The sequence below is a fragment of the Streptomyces sp. NPDC060205 genome (assembly GCF_042728395.1).
Classification (GTDB): Bacteria; Actinomycetota; Actinomycetes; order Streptomycetales; family Streptomycetaceae; genus Streptomyces.
In genome coordinates this window covers 1-15,729 of the sequence record NZ_JBHWZP010000220.1, presented here as the reverse complement: position 1 = coordinate 15,729, position 15,729 = coordinate 1, and the positions used below count along the sequence as shown (strand labels likewise).

The following is a 15,729-nucleotide window of genomic DNA, read 5'->3' as shown; positions in this document are numbered from 1 at the left end:
CGGGGCCTAATTGACCGCCCCGCCCGCATGGGCGACGGCGACACGAACCGCTGCTGGAGGCGCTCAGCTTCCGGCGGCGGTTCGTCGTCTGTCGCCCTCAGGTCACTGAGCGCCGCACTCGGGCCCAGGAGCCTTTGGACACCGTCGAGCTCGCGGACTTCGCCGGGCGTCACCCTTGCCGGCTCTCCGAAGGAACGCACCAACGAGGCGCCATCGCCCGGGCGTTGCTCACGGAGCGGGACCCCGTGCAGGTAAAGAGCCGTATGGGGCCATGCCTGTGATCGCTCGAAGGACCATGACGCGACGCTGAGCGGCGGGTACGCATCACCCGCCGTCCGTCCTCCGCATCGTCGGGATGTCGAGGCACAAGGGTACGGATCGTGACATCTGTCGAGAGACCTCCGCTGTCCCGTCCCATACGTTGACGCACCAACACCGTCAGCTTCGCGCCATAGGACGCCCCCACACGTGGCCGGACCGACGACGCAGTACCACCGGTCCCTCAAGACCTCCCTTCCACGTCGTGTCCAGAGGAATCCACAGAAGCCCCCGGCGATACGAGCCGGGCCTCACTCCGGAGCGTTCATGCGAACCACCACCATCACGCGCGCATCTCGGATCGCAGCCGTTGCAACTGCGGGTCTCCTTGCCCTGGCCGGGTGCGGCGACAAGGAGTCACCCTCGGCCGCGAGTGGCGCGGACGGGGGCAAGGCTGTGACCGGAACCCCCGTTCTCGTCGGATTCATCAACACCGGCGAGGGCGGCCTGTCATTCCCGGAAGTCGCAGCCGCGGCAGACACCGCCGGCAAGTACGTCAACACCCACGGCGGTGTGAACGGCAGACCGATCAAACTGGTCACCTGCTCGACCACCGGCGCTCCGGAGAGCGCAGGCAAGTGCGCCAACGACCTCATCGACCAGAAGGTCGCCGTCGCCATGCTCGGTGTCGAACTCGGCGCCGACGCACTCCTGAAGCCGCTCAAGGAGGCAGGCATCCCGATCTTCGGGGTGTCCACGTCCGGGACGACGCTGGCCACCGACCCCTCCGTGACCTTCACGTCCCCGCCGGCGTCACTGACCTGGAACGGCTTCTGGAAGGTCATGAAGGAAGCCGGAGCCCGCAAGCCGATCCTGATCGGTGTGGACGCGGGTCCGATGTACAAGAAGACCCTGGACACGACCGTGGTGCCAAGCGCGAAGGCCGCCGGTCTGGACCTCAGCTACACGCTCTACAACCCCGCCTCACCCGACTTCGCCGCCGCCGTCACCGCCGCGAAGGGGAAGGGCGCCGACGCGATCTATTTCGCCGGCGCGGAGGGCGACTGCACGAACGGCATCAAGACCGCCCGGCAGCTCGGGTGGAACAAGCCCATATTTGCGGGCAGTTGCACGCAGTTCATCAAAACCCTCGGTTCGCAGGCGGAGGGCGTCTACACGCAGCAGTGCCTCCTGCCCGCCAACTCCCGGGACACCGCCCCCGAGGCCAAGCAGAAGCAGATCGACCTCTACGTCAAGCAGATGACGGCGGCCGGCGCCGAGGACAGGATCGACTCGTTCGCGATCTACGGGTTCGCCGACGTCATGACCTTGACCGATGTCCTCAAGGGCATCAGCGGCGAGATCAGCCCGGCCACGGCGAAAAGCGCACTGACGGCCTACAAGGGTGATGTGTTCCTCGGCGCCTGGGTGGATTGCTCTGCGCGTCCGTTGCCGAAGGACAGCTGCGGCAGTTCGATCGCCTCTCTCAAGGTCCTGCCGGGCGGTCAGCAGAAGGTGATCACCGGCGACTTCATCAACGTCACCAAGGACTGACCGGCGATGGACCAGTATCTGCTGTTCGCCCTGCTCGGGATGGGCGCCGGTGCGGTCTTCGCCGGCCTCGGGATGGGCCTCGTCACGGTCTACAAGGGCTCCGGCGTGGTGAACTTCGCGCAGGCGAGCCTGGGCCTGTGGGGTGCTTTCGTCTTCGATGAACTCCGCAGGACCGGAGACCTGGTACTGCCCGTGCTGGTGATCCCAGGACGCGTCCACCTGGGGACCAGCACACCCCTTCCTGTGGCGCTCGCCGTGGGGCTGCTGTCCAGCGCAGTGCTCGGCGGCCTGGTCCACGTCCTCGTCTTCAGGCCGCTGCGCAATGCCCCGACGCTGTCGAAGATCATGGCCTCGGTCGGGATCCTGACCCTGCTGCAGAGCCTGCTCGTCAGAAGGTTCGGCGCCGGCTCCCGGGTGGTGGACGCGGTGCTGCCGTCGGGAAGTCTCCGGTTCGCCGGCACGGAACTGCCGCAGGACCGCCTGTGGCTGCTGGGGATCACGGTGGTGGTCGCCGGCGTGCTCATGGCCTACTACCGCTGGTCGATGGCCGGACTCGCGACGCGGGCGGGCGTGGAGGACGAGGTCGCCCTCCAGCTCGCACGCTGGTCCCCGAACCGTCTCGCGGGCCTCAACTGGGCGCTGGGTACCGGGGTGACGTCACTCTTCCTCCTGCTCGCGAGCCCGATCACCGGTCTGAATCCCGCGAGCATCGGCACGCTGGTCGTCCCCGGCCTTGCGGCTCTGCTGGTCGCGCGGCTCTCCTCCATCGCAGTCGCCGCGGCGGCGGGGCTCGCCCTGGGGGTGCTGCAGAGCGAGCTCTCGTACATGCAACTGCAGTCGTGGTGGCCCCACAGCCTTCCCAGCGGTACGACCGACGCGGTCCCGTTCGTCGTGATCGTCGTCGCGCTCGTCCTGCTCGGCAAGAAGCTTCCGCGCCGCGGTGAACTTGTGCTCTCGCGACTGCCGGCGGTCGTGCGACGGCCCTTGCGGCTGAAGTGGGTGCTGCTCGGCACGGCGGCTGTGGCGCTGCTGGCACCGCTGCTCGGGCAGGCTCAGCGCAACGGCCTGATCGCCAGCATGGTCTTCGCGGTCATCGCCCTCAGTTATGTCGTCCTGGTCGGCCTCGTGGGCCAGGTTTCCCTGGGACAGGCCGCGATAGCCGGCGTCTCCGCGTTCACGCTGGCCCGGGCCACGGACGGGCTGCCCTTCCCGGTCAGCGTGCTCTTGTCGGCGCTCGCTGCCACCCTCGCGGGCGTGGTGATGGGGGCACCGGCACTGCGGATCCGTGGCGCCCAGCTCGCCGTCGTGACGCTCGCCGGCGCCGTGGCCGTGGAAGCGCTGTTCCTCCGGCAGGTCTCCGTGAGCGGTTCCGGTCTGGCGGACCCGAAGCTGTTCGGCCTGGACCTGGCCGCTCAGCGGTACAGCGAACTGGCCCGGCTCCCCTTCACCTACACCGTGCTCGCCGTGCTCGTGCTGTGCTGCCTGCTCGTCTCCCGTGTTCTGAACGGCACCACGGGACGTCGCTTCCTCGCCGTGCGTTCCAATGAGCGGGCCGCCGCCGCGGTCGGCGTCGACGTCGCGCGGACAAAACTCATCGCCTTCGCTCTGTCGAGCTTCATCGCCGGCGTCGGTGGCGCACTGCTCGCGTACTCGCGCGGCAGCGTCTCGATCGAGAGCTTCAACTATCTGGCCGGCATCAGTTTCCTCATCTTCGCTTTCATCGGTGGCATCACCAGCGTGGGCGGGGCCCTGCTCGCGGGTCTGATCGGGCCCTTCGGCTTGTGGTACGTCGTGCTGGACGGCCTGGTGCCGCTGGGGTCCGCGTACGACATCCTGGGTGGCCTGACCATGATCAGCACAGCGATCGTGGCCCCGGAGGGTGCCGCCGGCTTCTACGGCAAGGCGGTGCGGAACCTGCTCTCCCGCCGCACCCGACCGGCACGCGGCGTCGCAGAGGTACCGGCGCCCGCGGACATGCCTGCGGCAGACGTTCCTGGCGCGGACACGCCTTCGGCCGCCGTCGCTTCCCCGGACGCGCCGCCCACGCCGCTGATCACAGCGAAGGGCATCTCCGGTCTGGCCCTGGAAGTCGAGCGCGTCAGTGTGAGGTACGGCGGGATGCGCGCCGTACAGGATGTGTCGTTGGCCGTTCGAGCGGGCCAACTGCACGGCCTCATCGGCCCCAACGGCGCCGGCAAGACCAGCACACTGGACGCGATCGCGGGCTTCTGCGTGAGCGAGGGCGCCGTCCGGATCCGCGGAACCGACGTCAGCCGGTTCTCTCCCCACCGTCGCTTCGGCACCGGGCTGGCCCGCACCTGGCAGGCGACGGAGCTGTTCCTCGATCTGACCGTCCGGGACAACCTGCTCGTGGCAGCTCAGCCGGGAAGCCCCGGAGATCTCGTCAACGACCTGGTGGGCCGGGCGAGGGTCATGAAGGACGACGCGATGTCCGCCCTCCGGCTCCTCGGCATCGAGCACCTCGCCGACAGCCACCCCGCACAGCTCAGCACCGGGCAGCAGAAGCTCGTCGGAGTCGCCAGGGCACTGGCCGCACGGCCGGCGGTGCTCCTGTGCGACGAGCCCGCCGCCGGTCTGGACAGCGCCGAGAGCCGCGAGCTGGGCCGGCATCTGCGCACGGTCGCGGACACCGGCGTCGCCGTCGTACTGATCGAGCACGATCTGTCCCTCGTCCTGCAGATGTGCGACGAGGTCACCGTCCTCGATTTCGGCCGAGTCATCGCACAGGGCACACCCGAAGCCGTTCGTCGCGACCCCGCCGTGATGACTGCCTATGTCGGCGACACCCGTACCGTCGATCCCGTCTCGCAGGAGGTGCAGCCGTGAGCCTGTTGCTGCTGGAAGAACTGACCGCCGGCCGCCATAACGTGCCCGTCGTACGCGAACTGGACCTCCACGTGCATGCCGGGGAGATCGTCGCTCTGCTCGGCCCCAACGGAGCCGGGAAGACCACCGTCCTGGAGACCGTCGGTGGCGTGCTGCAGCCGCTGTCCGGCTCGGTGCGGGTCGACGGGGAGCAGGTGCGGGGTGTCCAGCGCGCCGCAGCGCTCGGAGTGAGCTACGTGCGTGAGGGCAGAGGGCTGTTCACCCAGCTCACGGTCCGGGAGAACCTGCAGCTGCGCACCCACAGCCGTCGGGCCGCACGGGAGGTTCTGCCCCGCTACCCGGTGCTCGAAGCCATAGCGGACCGGCGCGTCGGGCTGCTCTCCGGCGGTGAACAGCAGCTGCTCGCCATCGCCTGCGCCCTCTCCGTCGAGCCACGGTTCCTGCTCATCGACGAGATGACGATGGGCCTGGCCCCGGTCGCCGTGAAGCAGCTCCTCACGCTGGTCCGTGAGGCCGCCGACCGGGGTGTCGGAGTCCTGTTCGTCGAGCAGCATGTACAGGACGCGCTGCGGCTCGCCGATCGTGCCTGTGTCCTCAGACACGGTGAGCTGGTCGCGCACGGCACGTCCGAACAGCTCGCGGAGCAGCTGGAAGCCCTGCACGACAGCTATTTCGACATGAGCCTGCCGCGTTAGGAGCGTTGCCCGGGCCAGGTTCTGTGGTTCGCCGTCACCGACCCGATCCGCGCATCGGGACCGTTGTCCAAGGAGATCTTGTGCTGAGCAGTGATGTTGTTGTCGTCGGGGCCGGAATGGCGGGTGCGTCGGTCGCGGCGGAGTTGTCCAAGCGCCTGTCGGTCGTGGTGGTGGAAGCGGCTGCCTCGGGCGAGGAACACAGCACGGGCCGGTCCGCTGCCGCGTTCCTGCCTTCCTACGGAAGCGCGTGGGTGCGCGCGCTGACGGAGGCGAGCCGCCCGCTGTACGACGCGATCTCCGCCGAGAGCGGCGTACCGCTGCTGCAACTGCGCTCTCTGCTCTGGCTGGCGACCGACGAGCCGAGCGAGGACGCCGTCACCGAACTGGTGCGGACGTCACCGCACATGGAGACCCTGACCCCTGCCCAGGCGCGGGCGCTCTACCCACCGCTGCGGGCCGAGCGGGTCCGCTCCGCCGCAGTCGACCGCTCGGCTGCGGACCTTGACGTCGCCGGCCTGCACCAGAGTTACTTCAGGACGATGCGACAGCGTGGCGCCACCGTGCTGTTCAACTCGGCGGTGCGTGACATCAAGCGGGACGGCCAGGGCTGGCACGTCGCGGCAGGCCAGCATGTCATCCGGTGCGCGAAAGTGGTCAACGCCGCGGGCGCGTGGGTCGATCAGGTGGCCGACCGCGCCGGCATCCCGGGGATCCGCATCCAGCCCCGGCGGCGTACGGCGTTTGTCAGCCCGACACGTTACGACGGTGACGTCTGCGAACTGCCGCTGGCCGTGGACGCGTGTGAACGGTGGTACGTAAAGCCGGAGGCGGGGCTGATGCTGGGCTCGCCCGCTGACGCCACGGAGGTGTCTCCCGGCCGGCCGCGCCCGGACGAACTGGAGATCGCCCGAGCACTTGAAGCGATCGAGGAGACGACCACGCTCGGGCTGCGCAGTGTGCAGCGTGCTTGGGCGGGGTTGCGCAACTTCGTCGCCGATCACGAGCCGGTGGTGGGCGCGTGGTCCGCGCACGAGGGCTTCTACTTCCTTGCCGGGCAGGGCGGTTACGGCATCCAGATGGCGCCGGCACTGGCCCGGCTGGCGGCTGACATCGTTGCCGAGGAAGCGCTGTCCGGGGAGACAGCCGCCTACGGGGTGCCTGCGTCCGGTCTGGCCCCCGACCGTCTGTCCCGCGCGGCCACGTGAATCGCGTAGGACGGCAGCCTCCACGCCGGTCGACGTGAGCGGATTTCGCTCGGGGCACTGCGAACCCGATGCCCCTGGCGCCACGTGCACCGTGAGCGCGTGATGTGACCTCGGGGCGATGGACGTCAGCGCTCGGAGGGGTCCGGCAGATGGGGCAGGCGCAGCTGCAGCATCAGCGCGAAGCGGGTCTCCGGGGCGCCGAGATCGGATTCGGCGACCTCGGTCACGCGGCGCAGCCGGTACCGGAAGGTGTTCTGGTGCACGCACATGGCCTCGGCGGCGGCGGGAACGTCCCCGAAACTGTTGAGCCAGTTCCGCAGCGTCTCCACCAGGTTGGTGTGGTGCCGCTGGTCGTAGGCGAGCAGGCGGGTCAACGGTCCCGGCGGTGGGTCACCGCGTTCGGCCATCAGGTCGGCCAGGTCGAGGAGCAGCGCCTCGACGTGCACGTCCGTGATGTGGGCGAGGCGACGGGAACCCCCGCCTGTGCGCAGCACCCGCAGGGCCCGGTCGGCGCCGTTGCGGGATCGGGACAGTTCATTCCTGTTCCGGGCGAGGGTGCCCACGCCGATCAGGGGCCGCATCCGGTCGCCGACCCGGGTGAGGAAGTCCGAGGCGACCCGGACTGCCGTCTCCTCGGCGGCGGTCTGATGCTGCGAGACGGGGAGGATGCCGTACGCCACGTCGCCGATCATCGCGGTGGCGGCGCGCGCGTGGATCGCGGAGAGGTGCATCGCGAAGGCGTCGGTCAGGCGCTCGCGCTCGGCCGCGTGCCGGGCGTGCAGGTCGGTCGAGCCGGTCGGTGCGGGCGGGTCGGGTACGGCCAGGGCGAGGACCACGCCCGCGTAGTCGGTGAGGCCGAGGCGGCTCAGCGCTTCCGACGCGCCGGGGCCGCCCTCCAGCGCGGTGGAGAGCAGGTCGGCGCGCAGTCGTCGTGCGACGTCGGCGCCGGCCCGCAGTCGCAGCAGGTGCAGTGCGACCAGCTTGGCCGCGTCGTGGAGTGCCCGCGTGCGCTGCGAGGTGAGCGGGGTGTCCACGGCGGCCCAGATGGAGCCGAGGATCTCGTCTCCCGCGCGCACCGCGATCGCGGCACGGGGGATGTGGAAGCCGTCCGTCTGCGTGGGCGTGACCAGGACGGCCTGGTCGGTGCGGTAGAGGTCGCGGAAGATGCCGCGTTCCTCCAGCATGCGAGTGAAGCGTTGGGGCACCTGTCGTCCGAGGACGGTTTCCACCCGGGAGTCGTCGGCCTCGTCCTGGCGGCCGGAGAAGGCCAGGACGCGGGAGTCGCGGTCCTCGATGGTGACGGGTGCGTCCAGGAGTGCGGCCACCGCGTTGGCCACGGCGAACATGTCCCCGGACGGGGTGCCGCCCAGGGTCTGCGGTCCTGCCTCCCCGACGTCACCGTCCGCGAGCAGCGCGCGCAGCAGCGCCGCGAGCTGTGCCCAGGACGCTCCTCGGGTGAGGGTGAGCAGGGCGACGCCGGAGCGTTCGGCGGCCTCCAGGACCAAGGGTTCATCGGGGGCGGGTGAGCGGATGACCAGCGCCGCCGCACCGGCCTCACCCAGCGATGCAAGGAGCCGGGCGGTGTCGGCTGCTCCGTGCACACCGACACCGAGGACCAGTGCCTGGCGGGGGAGTACCGGTTCGTCCAGGGTGTCGTGGATCACCACGCCGCCGATGGCGTCCGCACGTCGGGGATCACCGCAGACCAGATCGAGCAGCGTGGTGCCGAGGTCCTCCAGGACGCGTGACAGTCCGGCACGTGGTTGCACGGTCACCATCCTCTACTCCCTGGCGGGAGAACGGACATGAGTGGCGTCGTTCGTCGCCAGTACCCAGAATTGTGCCTTGGGTTCGTCGCGAGCGACAAGCCGCGGTCTGCTCAGGGCACCTTCGGGGTCGCGCGCATGCCGTGGTGCACGTACCTGTCGCCGTTGGGCAACGCGTAGAACGTCACCGGGATCCAGGACGGACTGCCGGTGTACCGCACGAGGAACTCGCTGTCGGAGACCGGGACCAGCGCGGTCTCCTGGACCGGTTCCGGCACCAGGTCGGCGAGCGGCCCGGTCGTCGTGTGCCGCAGCCGCAGTCCGTCCGTGCCGTCGATGACGTCGATGCGCGTTCCGGCCCGCTCGTACCGTCCGAGGTACCGGCCGGCGTCCACCGACACCGGTTCGGCCGGTGGCCGCGGGGGCTCGGGCAGGGCCACCCCGGCCAGGTCGGCGAAGATCTCCCCGAACAGGTCCCGGTACAGGTCCTTCGCCGCGCCACCGTTGGTGAGAAGCGTGACGGCCAGCTCCTGTTCGGGCAGCACCCGCAGGAACGCCGCCTGGCCGAGCGTGCTGCCGTCGTGCCCGATCAGCCGGTGGCCGTCCCAGACGAAGCGGATCCAGCCGAGACCCCAGGAGTCCCCTAGCGTGCGTGTGTCCGGCAGTTGGACCTGCTGCTCGGTCATGGCCCGCGCCGCGTGTTCCGAGAGCAGACGCGTTCCGTCCGGTGCGGTGCCGCCTGTCAGGTGCAGACGGGCGAAGGCGAGGACGTCCTCGGCCGTGGCGGTGATCAGGCCGGCGGGTCCTGCTGAGCGGGGCAGACTCCACGCGGGTACCGGACGCGGGGGCTCGTCGCCCTCGGCGTCATGACCCATGGCGGTACGGAAGCGCAGCGCGTCCTCCGGCAGCGTGACGGTGTGTTCGAGGCCGAGCGGGACGACCAGCCGCTCGCGCAGCGCACGGTCCCAACTCGTGCCGGTGAGTTTCTCGATGACCCGTCCGGCGAGCACGAACCCGGAGTTGCAGTAGGAGAAGGTCGCCCCCAGCGGATGGTTCTGCGCGGCCTCGTCCAGCCGGCCGACGAAGCGTTCCAGGCAGTCGTCGCCGCGTCCTGTGTCGGTGAACACGTCCCCGTCGATGCCGCTGGTGTGGGTCAGCAGGTGGCGCATGGTCACCTGCTGTGCCACCTGCGGGTCGGCAAGGCGCAGTTCTGGCAGGACGTCGGCGGCCGGGAGGTCCAGGTCGAGGGTGCCCTCGTCGACGAGTTGCATGGCCAGGGTCGCCGTCCACACCTTCGTGATGGACCCGATCTGGAAGAGGGAGTCGCGCGTGGTGGTCACTCCGGTCGCCTTGTTGAGCACGCCGTGCGCGACCACATCGCTGTGCGCGCCGCGGGCGATGCCCAGGACCGCGCCGGGTACCTGGTGCCGTTCGGCCAGTTCGGCGAGGCGACGCTGCCAGTGCGACGCGTCCACGGGGCGCGCGGCCGGCCTCCCAGCGGGCGTGGCCCCACCGGCGTGGTGTTCGACCCAGTCCACGATGCGGCGAGCCAGGTCGGTGCGGTGCGAGGGCGGGCCGTCGAGGGGGAACAGGTGCGAACCGCTGGGGTACAGCACCAGACGCGTGGGCACATCCTGGGCCTTCAGCGCGTTGAACCACTGCTCGGACTGCCCGACAGGGCACTGTTCGTCGGCCGTGCCGTGCACGATGAGCGTCGGTGTGCGCACGTTCTCCACCCGGGAGTACGGGGAGAGTTCGGTGTACCGGTCGCGGTCGGGCCAGGAAGGGACGCCCAGTTCGGTGGTGGCCGGCCGGTGTCCCGTATCGCTGGTGCCGCACATGCTGGTGAGGTCACTCATCATCGCGCCGGCCACTGCCGCGGCGAAACGCCCGTCGCGGCTGGTGAGGCGGCCGGTCATGTAGCCGCCGTAGCCGTACCCGGCCACAGCGAGCCGTTCGGGGTCGGCGGTTCCCTCGGCGACCAGGGTGTCGAGGGGTTCGAGGAAGTCCTGCGCGTCGCCGGTACCCCGGGCGCCGAGGGCGGTGGTGAGGAAGGCGTCGCCGTGGCCGTCGCTGCCGCGCGGGTTGAGCAGCAGCACGGTCCAGCCGCGGGCGACCAACTCCTGGTGGTAGAGGTGTACGGGGTCCGCAGCACCGTTCCAGACGTCGTGCGGGCCACCGTGGATGTCGAGCAGCAGCGGCGCGGGTCCGGTGCGCCCCGGATCGCGCAGCAGCCAGCCGTGCACTGTGCCGCCGTCGGTGATCTCGAACTCCCTTTCCTGCGCGGGGAAGAGTTCCACGTCGTTCAGCGCCGCGCCGTGCCGGGTAAGGACACGCTCCTGGCCGGAGGACCGGTCGACGGCCACGATCTCGCCGTAGTTGTCGGGGGTGGCCAGGACCACGACGGCCGTGTCCTTGGCGGCGGAGACACCGGAGACCACGCGGCCCGCGCCGGCGATGAGTGGCCGCGGCGTACCGCCGGCCGTGTCGACCGTGTACAGATGGCTGCAACCGTGGTTGCTCGCGCAGAAGAGGACGGTGCGGGCATCGTCGGAGGCCTGGGGCGAAGCGCCGGGGTAGAGGGGACCGCCCGCGGTGACGCTGCGGTCGAGGCCACGCGTCAGATCGACCGCGGGACCGCCTTCCAGCGGCACCCGCAGCAGGCCGGCGTGTCCCGGTTCGCTGTCGCTGCGCCCGACGACCAGCAGGGCGTCACCCTCGGCGGTCCAGGTGACGGCTTGGGCGATGCCCGCACCGCCTACGAGGCGTGGCTCGGCCCGCGCTTCGGGGTCGGAGACGTCCACGACGTAGGCCCTGGAGTTCAGCGTCAGATCGGCGGCCGGTCCACATGCCGCGCAGAAGGCCAGGCGGCGGCCGTCGGGCGACCAGGCAGGAGCGCCGGCGTGCCAGTCCCCGTCGGTGACCTGCCGGACTCGTCGACCGGTGAGGTCGAGGACATGCAGATGGCTGCGGACGGTGCCCACGAAGCCGCCACCGTCGACCTTGTGATCAAGTCGGTCCACCACCACGGGAGGTGACACCTTCGCCTTGGGCCGAGATGACGGCTGCCGGTCCACCGGAGCGGTGAAGGCGAGGGCGGTTCCGTCCGGGCTCCACACGGGCGCGCCGGCCCCCAGCGGCAACTCGGTGACCGGCTCCGGTTCGCCACCGTCGGTCGGTAGCAGCCACACCTGAGCGGGGCCGTCGCCTCCGCGCAGGAAAGCGATCCTGTCACCGTCGGGTGACCATGCCGGTGCGGTGTCGGCGGGGCCGCGGGTGAGACGGCGAGCCGCGCCCGATCCCGTCGGCACCGTCCACAGGACCCGTTCGTCCCTGTCCTGGTCGCGGTCGGCGGTGCGCAGCACGTACACCACGCGCGTGCCGTCCGGTGACAAGGACGGCTGCTCCGGAAGCGCGAGGGAGTAGAGATCGTCGATACCGAGTGGTCGAGTCAAGGCGGGCTGTCTCCTCGTGGACGGTTTGGGGTGCGGCGGACATGTGTGGGGCTATGGAGTGCTGCGCGCTACCGAGGACGGGGCTGCGGGTCGATCGCGAAAGGGCGGCCCAGCCTGGTGGGGCCGTGATCCGTGTCCATGCCCGCACGGCGGCTGCTGAGCGCACGGTCGGGGCCGGACCGGTGCATCGCAGACGGCCATGGAGGTCCTCGCGTTCCGAAGCTGTCAGCGGTGATATCAGAAAGTAGGCCACGGGGGGAGGTTGTCGCCTCGTCGGGAACACCAAGAGACATCTCCGTTCTTTGTCGCGGCGGACGAAGAGGAACAGTTGGCTTGCCGGTGCGGGAGGGGCCGCACATCAGCGCGTACGAACTGGTCTCGGCCGGATGCGACAGACGTCGAAAACGAGACCACTGACACCGGACATCTGGAGGGCGACTTCAGGCGTCCGAAGGCCGATAGTGAGCCCGAACGGGACCGACTGACTGTTTCCCCAAGTGAGGCGAATCGATGGACGCATTTCCGCTTTTCCGCTCGACGGTGGACGCCGGGGACCTGGTGGCGATCTCCGGACAGATCGGCCTCGTCGGTGGCCGTCTGGTGGACGGAGGTGCCGCGGAGCAGACGGATCAGGCCCTGGCCAACCTGTCGGCGGTCCTGGACTCGGCCGGACTGGCGATAACCGACGTGGTCAAGGTCAACATCTATCTGACCACGATGGATGACTACACCGCCTTCAATAAGCGGTACAACGCGGTCTTCGGTACCGAGCCCCCGGCCCGCACATGTGTGGCAGTCCATCAGCTGCCGTTCGGCGCTCTCGTCGAACTCGAAGCCTGGGCCCGCCGCCGCTGACGGCCCGCCGCCAGGACTGCCCCGTCACGTACGGGTTTTACGATGCGTGACTGATGTCGCATGGCGTGGTACGACTGAAGGCGCGCTGACGGGAGTCGTGGGCGGACCGGCGTAAGCCTGCGGCAGGATGGTGAGGCGTGTGCTCGAAGAGCTTCAGCGCGTGGTGGAGGCGCTCGCACATCGGCTGGGACGAGCGGTTGCCGTCGACGACCTGGACTTCAGACTGCTGGCCTACAGCGCACACTTCGGCGAGGGTGACGAGTGGCGCGCACGTGTCATCCTCGGTCGCGAGGCCCCACCCGAGGCTCTGGCGTGGCTACGCCGCCAGCGTCTCGGCCGGGCGACGGGACCGGTGCGGCTTCCGGCCGACAACAAGCTGGGCATCCTGCCACGGGTGGCCGTGCCTGTCGTGTATCAGAACGTGCGCTTCGGTTACCTGTGGCTGATCGACGCCGAGAGGTCACTGTCGGAAGAGCAGTTGGAGCTGGCGTCGGCAGCGGCCGTGGACGCGGGCGCCATCTGCTTCCGCGAACGTGTCGTCTCACAGTTGCGCACGGCGCAGGAGGGAGAGCTGGTACGCGACCTGTTCTCGGAAGACGAACAAGTCAGGGGTATGGCCTCGGCCAGACTGGTCGAGGGCGGCCTGTTCGCGTCGCGGGGCGACGTCACCGTCGTCGTGGCACGTCCTCTCGCCGCCGGCGCCGACGGTGTCGACGAGGACGACCGCATAGCTCTCCAGATCGCTCTGGACACGGTCTCCGCCCGGCTCGGTGATCGAGGTGGCCTGCGCCTGGTCCGTCCGGACCATGTGGTCCTGGTGGTTCCCAGCGTGACGCTGCGGCGCTCGCCGGAGGTACCGGACGCCCTCCGCAGGACCTCCTTGGAACGGTTGGGCCGGAGCGCGAAGTGGCGTGACGTGCATGTCGCCACGGGCAGCCCGGCCCGCCGCCTCGACGATGCCGTGACCTCCTACACGCAGGCGCTCGACGCGCTGCGGGTGGCAGAGGTCGTCCCCTCGTTCGCCCCTCTGGTCGCACACGAAGCTCTGGGTATCTACGCGCTGCTTGCCGCGCAGCCGTTCGACCAGCTCGGAACCTACGGAGTGCATCCTTCGGCGCGGCGGCTGCTTGAGGCCGACCGTGAGCTGTTCACCACTGCCGAGCTGTATCTGGACAGGGCGGGTGATGCCCGGGCTACCGCCGTCGAGCTCGGACTGCATCGCGCCAGCGTGTACCACCGCGTCCGTCGCATCGAGGACGTCACCGGGCTCGACCTCTCGGACGGGCAGCATCGCCTCCTGCTCCACCTCGGCATCAAAGTCTCCCGACTTCTGGGCCTGGCCTGAGCCGAGAAAAAGCTGCCCCCATCCCCACCCCGGGCGCCCCTCGACACGGGCAGGCCGGAGCCAAGCAGCCATGGTCCGGCTGTGCCGTGTCCTGCCCGGCCCGCTTACCGGAGCCGTGTCCTGCCCGGCCCGCTCATCGGGTCACAGCAGCGGTCCCGGCTTCCTCGTCGTCTCAGAGTGTCCGCTCGTAGAGCGTTCCTACGCGGACCAGCGTCGGACGTCCGTCCGCGCCGGGATCGTAGAACTGCACAGCCCTGTGAGCGCCCGGACTGCCGATGTCCAGGGAGAATCGGCGCAGTTCGCTGTCGATGCAGACGAGCGGCAAGGGCCGGCCGCCTCCGGATGCGCCGCCCATCAGCCGTTCCCAGGCGACCAACGCGGGTGAAGGTGTCGTGCGCAGATGGAGCCGCCCGCCGTGCACTTCGACGGAAACCTGGCCGTTGGGTGACTCATAGACCCCGGTGAACTGCTCGTTGTCGACCTTGAGGCTGGGCTCCGGCGGATACGACGGAGCGGGACTGCTGACATCGAAACACTCCTTGAGCAACCTCTCGCACAGTTCCGTGTACAGCTGAAAGCCGGTCGTGCTGTTCGTGAGGACCGCGAGGACCGCCTTCTGCTCAGGAATGACATACAGGTTGGAGTGCATGCCGAGGTTGGCGCCGCCGTGTGACAGGACCGGGTCGTCACCCTCGCGAACGATGGCCCAGCCGAGCCCGTAATTCACGTACATGGGGAAGCAGCCCCAGTAATCGTCGAACTGCGGTTGGCGCATCTTATGAAGTGCCTCGCGGGACAGGATTCGGTGTCCGTCCGGTGTCGTGCCGTCGATATGCATCCGCCCGAGCTTGACCAGGGCTTCCACGTCGAGCCACAGACGGGACCCGGCCGGGCCGTTCTCGGGCCAGGCGCGCAGGCGAGGGACCCGCGACGCGTTCCCGGTGGCGGGGTCGACGACGTGCCCCACGGCGGTTGAGCGCAAGAGGAGTTCTTCGGCGTCCGCGGTCGCGTTGAGGCCGAGGGGCTCAAGGATGCGCCTGCTGAGTGCCGTGTGATAACGCTCGCCGGTGACGACTTCGATGATCCGTCCGAGAGTGCTCATACCCATGTTGCTGTAGGACCACCGCCCGCCGGGGGTGCCCGTGACCGGCAGGCTGGTGAGCTCTCGCATCAGCCGTTCAAGCACGTCATCGCCGGGAACGAGGTCTGGCATGTAGTCGCCGGGCAGGCCGGACGAGTGGTTCAGCAGCATGCGTACGCTGATGGCAGCTGAGCGCTCGGCATTCGTCAGGGTGAAGTCAGGCAGGTAGGTCTGCACCGGCGCTTCGAGTTCGAGCAGACCCTCGTCGACGAGCGCCATTGCCAGTGAGGCGGTGAACACTTTGGTGACGGACCCGGCGGCGAACAGTGTGTCCGGTAGTACGGGGGCACCGGTGACCACATTCACTGTGCCGGTCTCGGCTTTGACAAGTGTGCCGTCGTGCCACAGGGCCGCTGAGGCGCCTACGACGTGGAATGTGTCGGCCAGTTCCGAAAGCCGACGAGCGAGCTCCTTCGATGTCATCATTCGCCCAAAGATAAGTGAGCGGGCAATCGGCCACACGCGACACCAGTCACCCTTGCCCGGCGACTTCCTTGACAGTTGTCGCGCGGCTCTACGAAAGAGACAAGCGACTTCTTGTCGCAGCCTTTCTCCGTGATGTGTTTTCTCGACACAGGGCACAGTGGCCACGGGATGACCCTGGCCAC

9 protein-coding genes are annotated in these 15,729 nt (G+C 69.3%); 6 read left to right on the top strand and 3 right to left on the bottom strand.

Annotated features, from left to right (window positions below):
* Positions 1-714 precede the first annotated feature (714 nt).
* The 4 genes from ACFWGJ_RS30415 (at position 715) to ACFWGJ_RS30400 (ending at position 6,559) form a co-directional block, all read left to right on the top strand.
* Complete coding sequence (locus ACFWGJ_RS30415) at positions 715-1,812, top strand: ABC transporter substrate-binding protein (protein WP_387331105.1); 1,098 nt, start codon at positions 715-717, stop codon at positions 1,810-1,812.
* A gap of 6 nt (positions 1,813-1,818) precedes the next feature.
* A complete protein-coding gene (locus ACFWGJ_RS30410) occupies positions 1,819-4,659 on the top strand; it encodes an ATP-binding cassette domain-containing protein (protein ID WP_387331102.1) in 2,841 nt (946 codons plus the stop codon).
* Positions 4,656-5,354 carry an ABC transporter ATP-binding protein gene (locus ACFWGJ_RS30405; RefSeq protein ID WP_387331099.1) on the top strand — a complete coding sequence of 233 codons (699 nt, stop codon included), beginning with the start codon at positions 4,656-4,658 and terminating at the stop codon, positions 5,352-5,354. Before ACFWGJ_RS30410 ends, ACFWGJ_RS30405 begins: the two co-directional genes overlap by 4 nt.
* Positions 5,355-5,434: 80 nt before the next feature.
* Positions 5,435-6,559: an NAD(P)/FAD-dependent oxidoreductase gene (locus ACFWGJ_RS30400; RefSeq protein WP_387331097.1), complete on the top strand. Its 1,125-nt coding sequence runs from the start codon at positions 5,435-5,437 to the stop codon at positions 6,557-6,559.
* A gap of 125 nt (positions 6,560-6,684) precedes the next feature.
* Here the strand turns inward: ACFWGJ_RS30400 and ACFWGJ_RS30395 are convergent, their stop codons facing one another.
* Both ACFWGJ_RS30395 and ACFWGJ_RS30390 read right to left on the bottom strand, forming a co-directional pair.
* Positions 6,685-8,337, bottom strand: coding sequence for a PucR family transcriptional regulator (locus ACFWGJ_RS30395; protein WP_387331094.1), 1,653 nt, complete (start codon positions 8,335-8,337; stop codon positions 6,685-6,687).
* A 101-nt stretch (positions 8,338-8,438) separates the two neighbouring features.
* Positions 8,439-11,780, bottom strand: coding sequence for a serine hydrolase (locus ACFWGJ_RS30390; protein WP_387331091.1), 3,342 nt, complete (start codon positions 11,778-11,780; stop codon positions 8,439-8,441).
* 510 nt (positions 11,781-12,290) lie between these two features.
* On the opposite strand from ACFWGJ_RS30390, the gene ACFWGJ_RS30385 reads away from it, so the two are divergent.
* Together ACFWGJ_RS30385 and ACFWGJ_RS30380 are read left to right on the top strand one after the other, a co-directional pair.
* Positions 12,291-12,635, top strand: a complete 345-nt coding sequence (locus ACFWGJ_RS30385; RefSeq protein ID WP_387331088.1) for a RidA family protein — start codon at positions 12,291-12,293, stop codon at positions 12,633-12,635.
* A 139-nt stretch (positions 12,636-12,774) separates the two neighbouring features.
* Positions 12,775-13,980, top strand: coding sequence for a PucR family transcriptional regulator (locus ACFWGJ_RS30380; protein ID WP_387331085.1), 1,206 nt, complete (start codon positions 12,775-12,777; stop codon positions 13,978-13,980).
* 172 nt (positions 13,981-14,152) lie between these two features.
* Here ACFWGJ_RS30380 and ACFWGJ_RS30375 read toward each other — a convergent pair whose 3' ends face one another.
* Positions 14,153-15,547, bottom strand: a complete 1,395-nt coding sequence (locus tag ACFWGJ_RS30375; protein ID WP_387331082.1) for a serine hydrolase domain-containing protein — start codon at positions 15,545-15,547, stop codon at positions 14,153-14,155.
* Between the last annotated feature and the right edge of the window lie 182 nt (positions 15,548-15,729).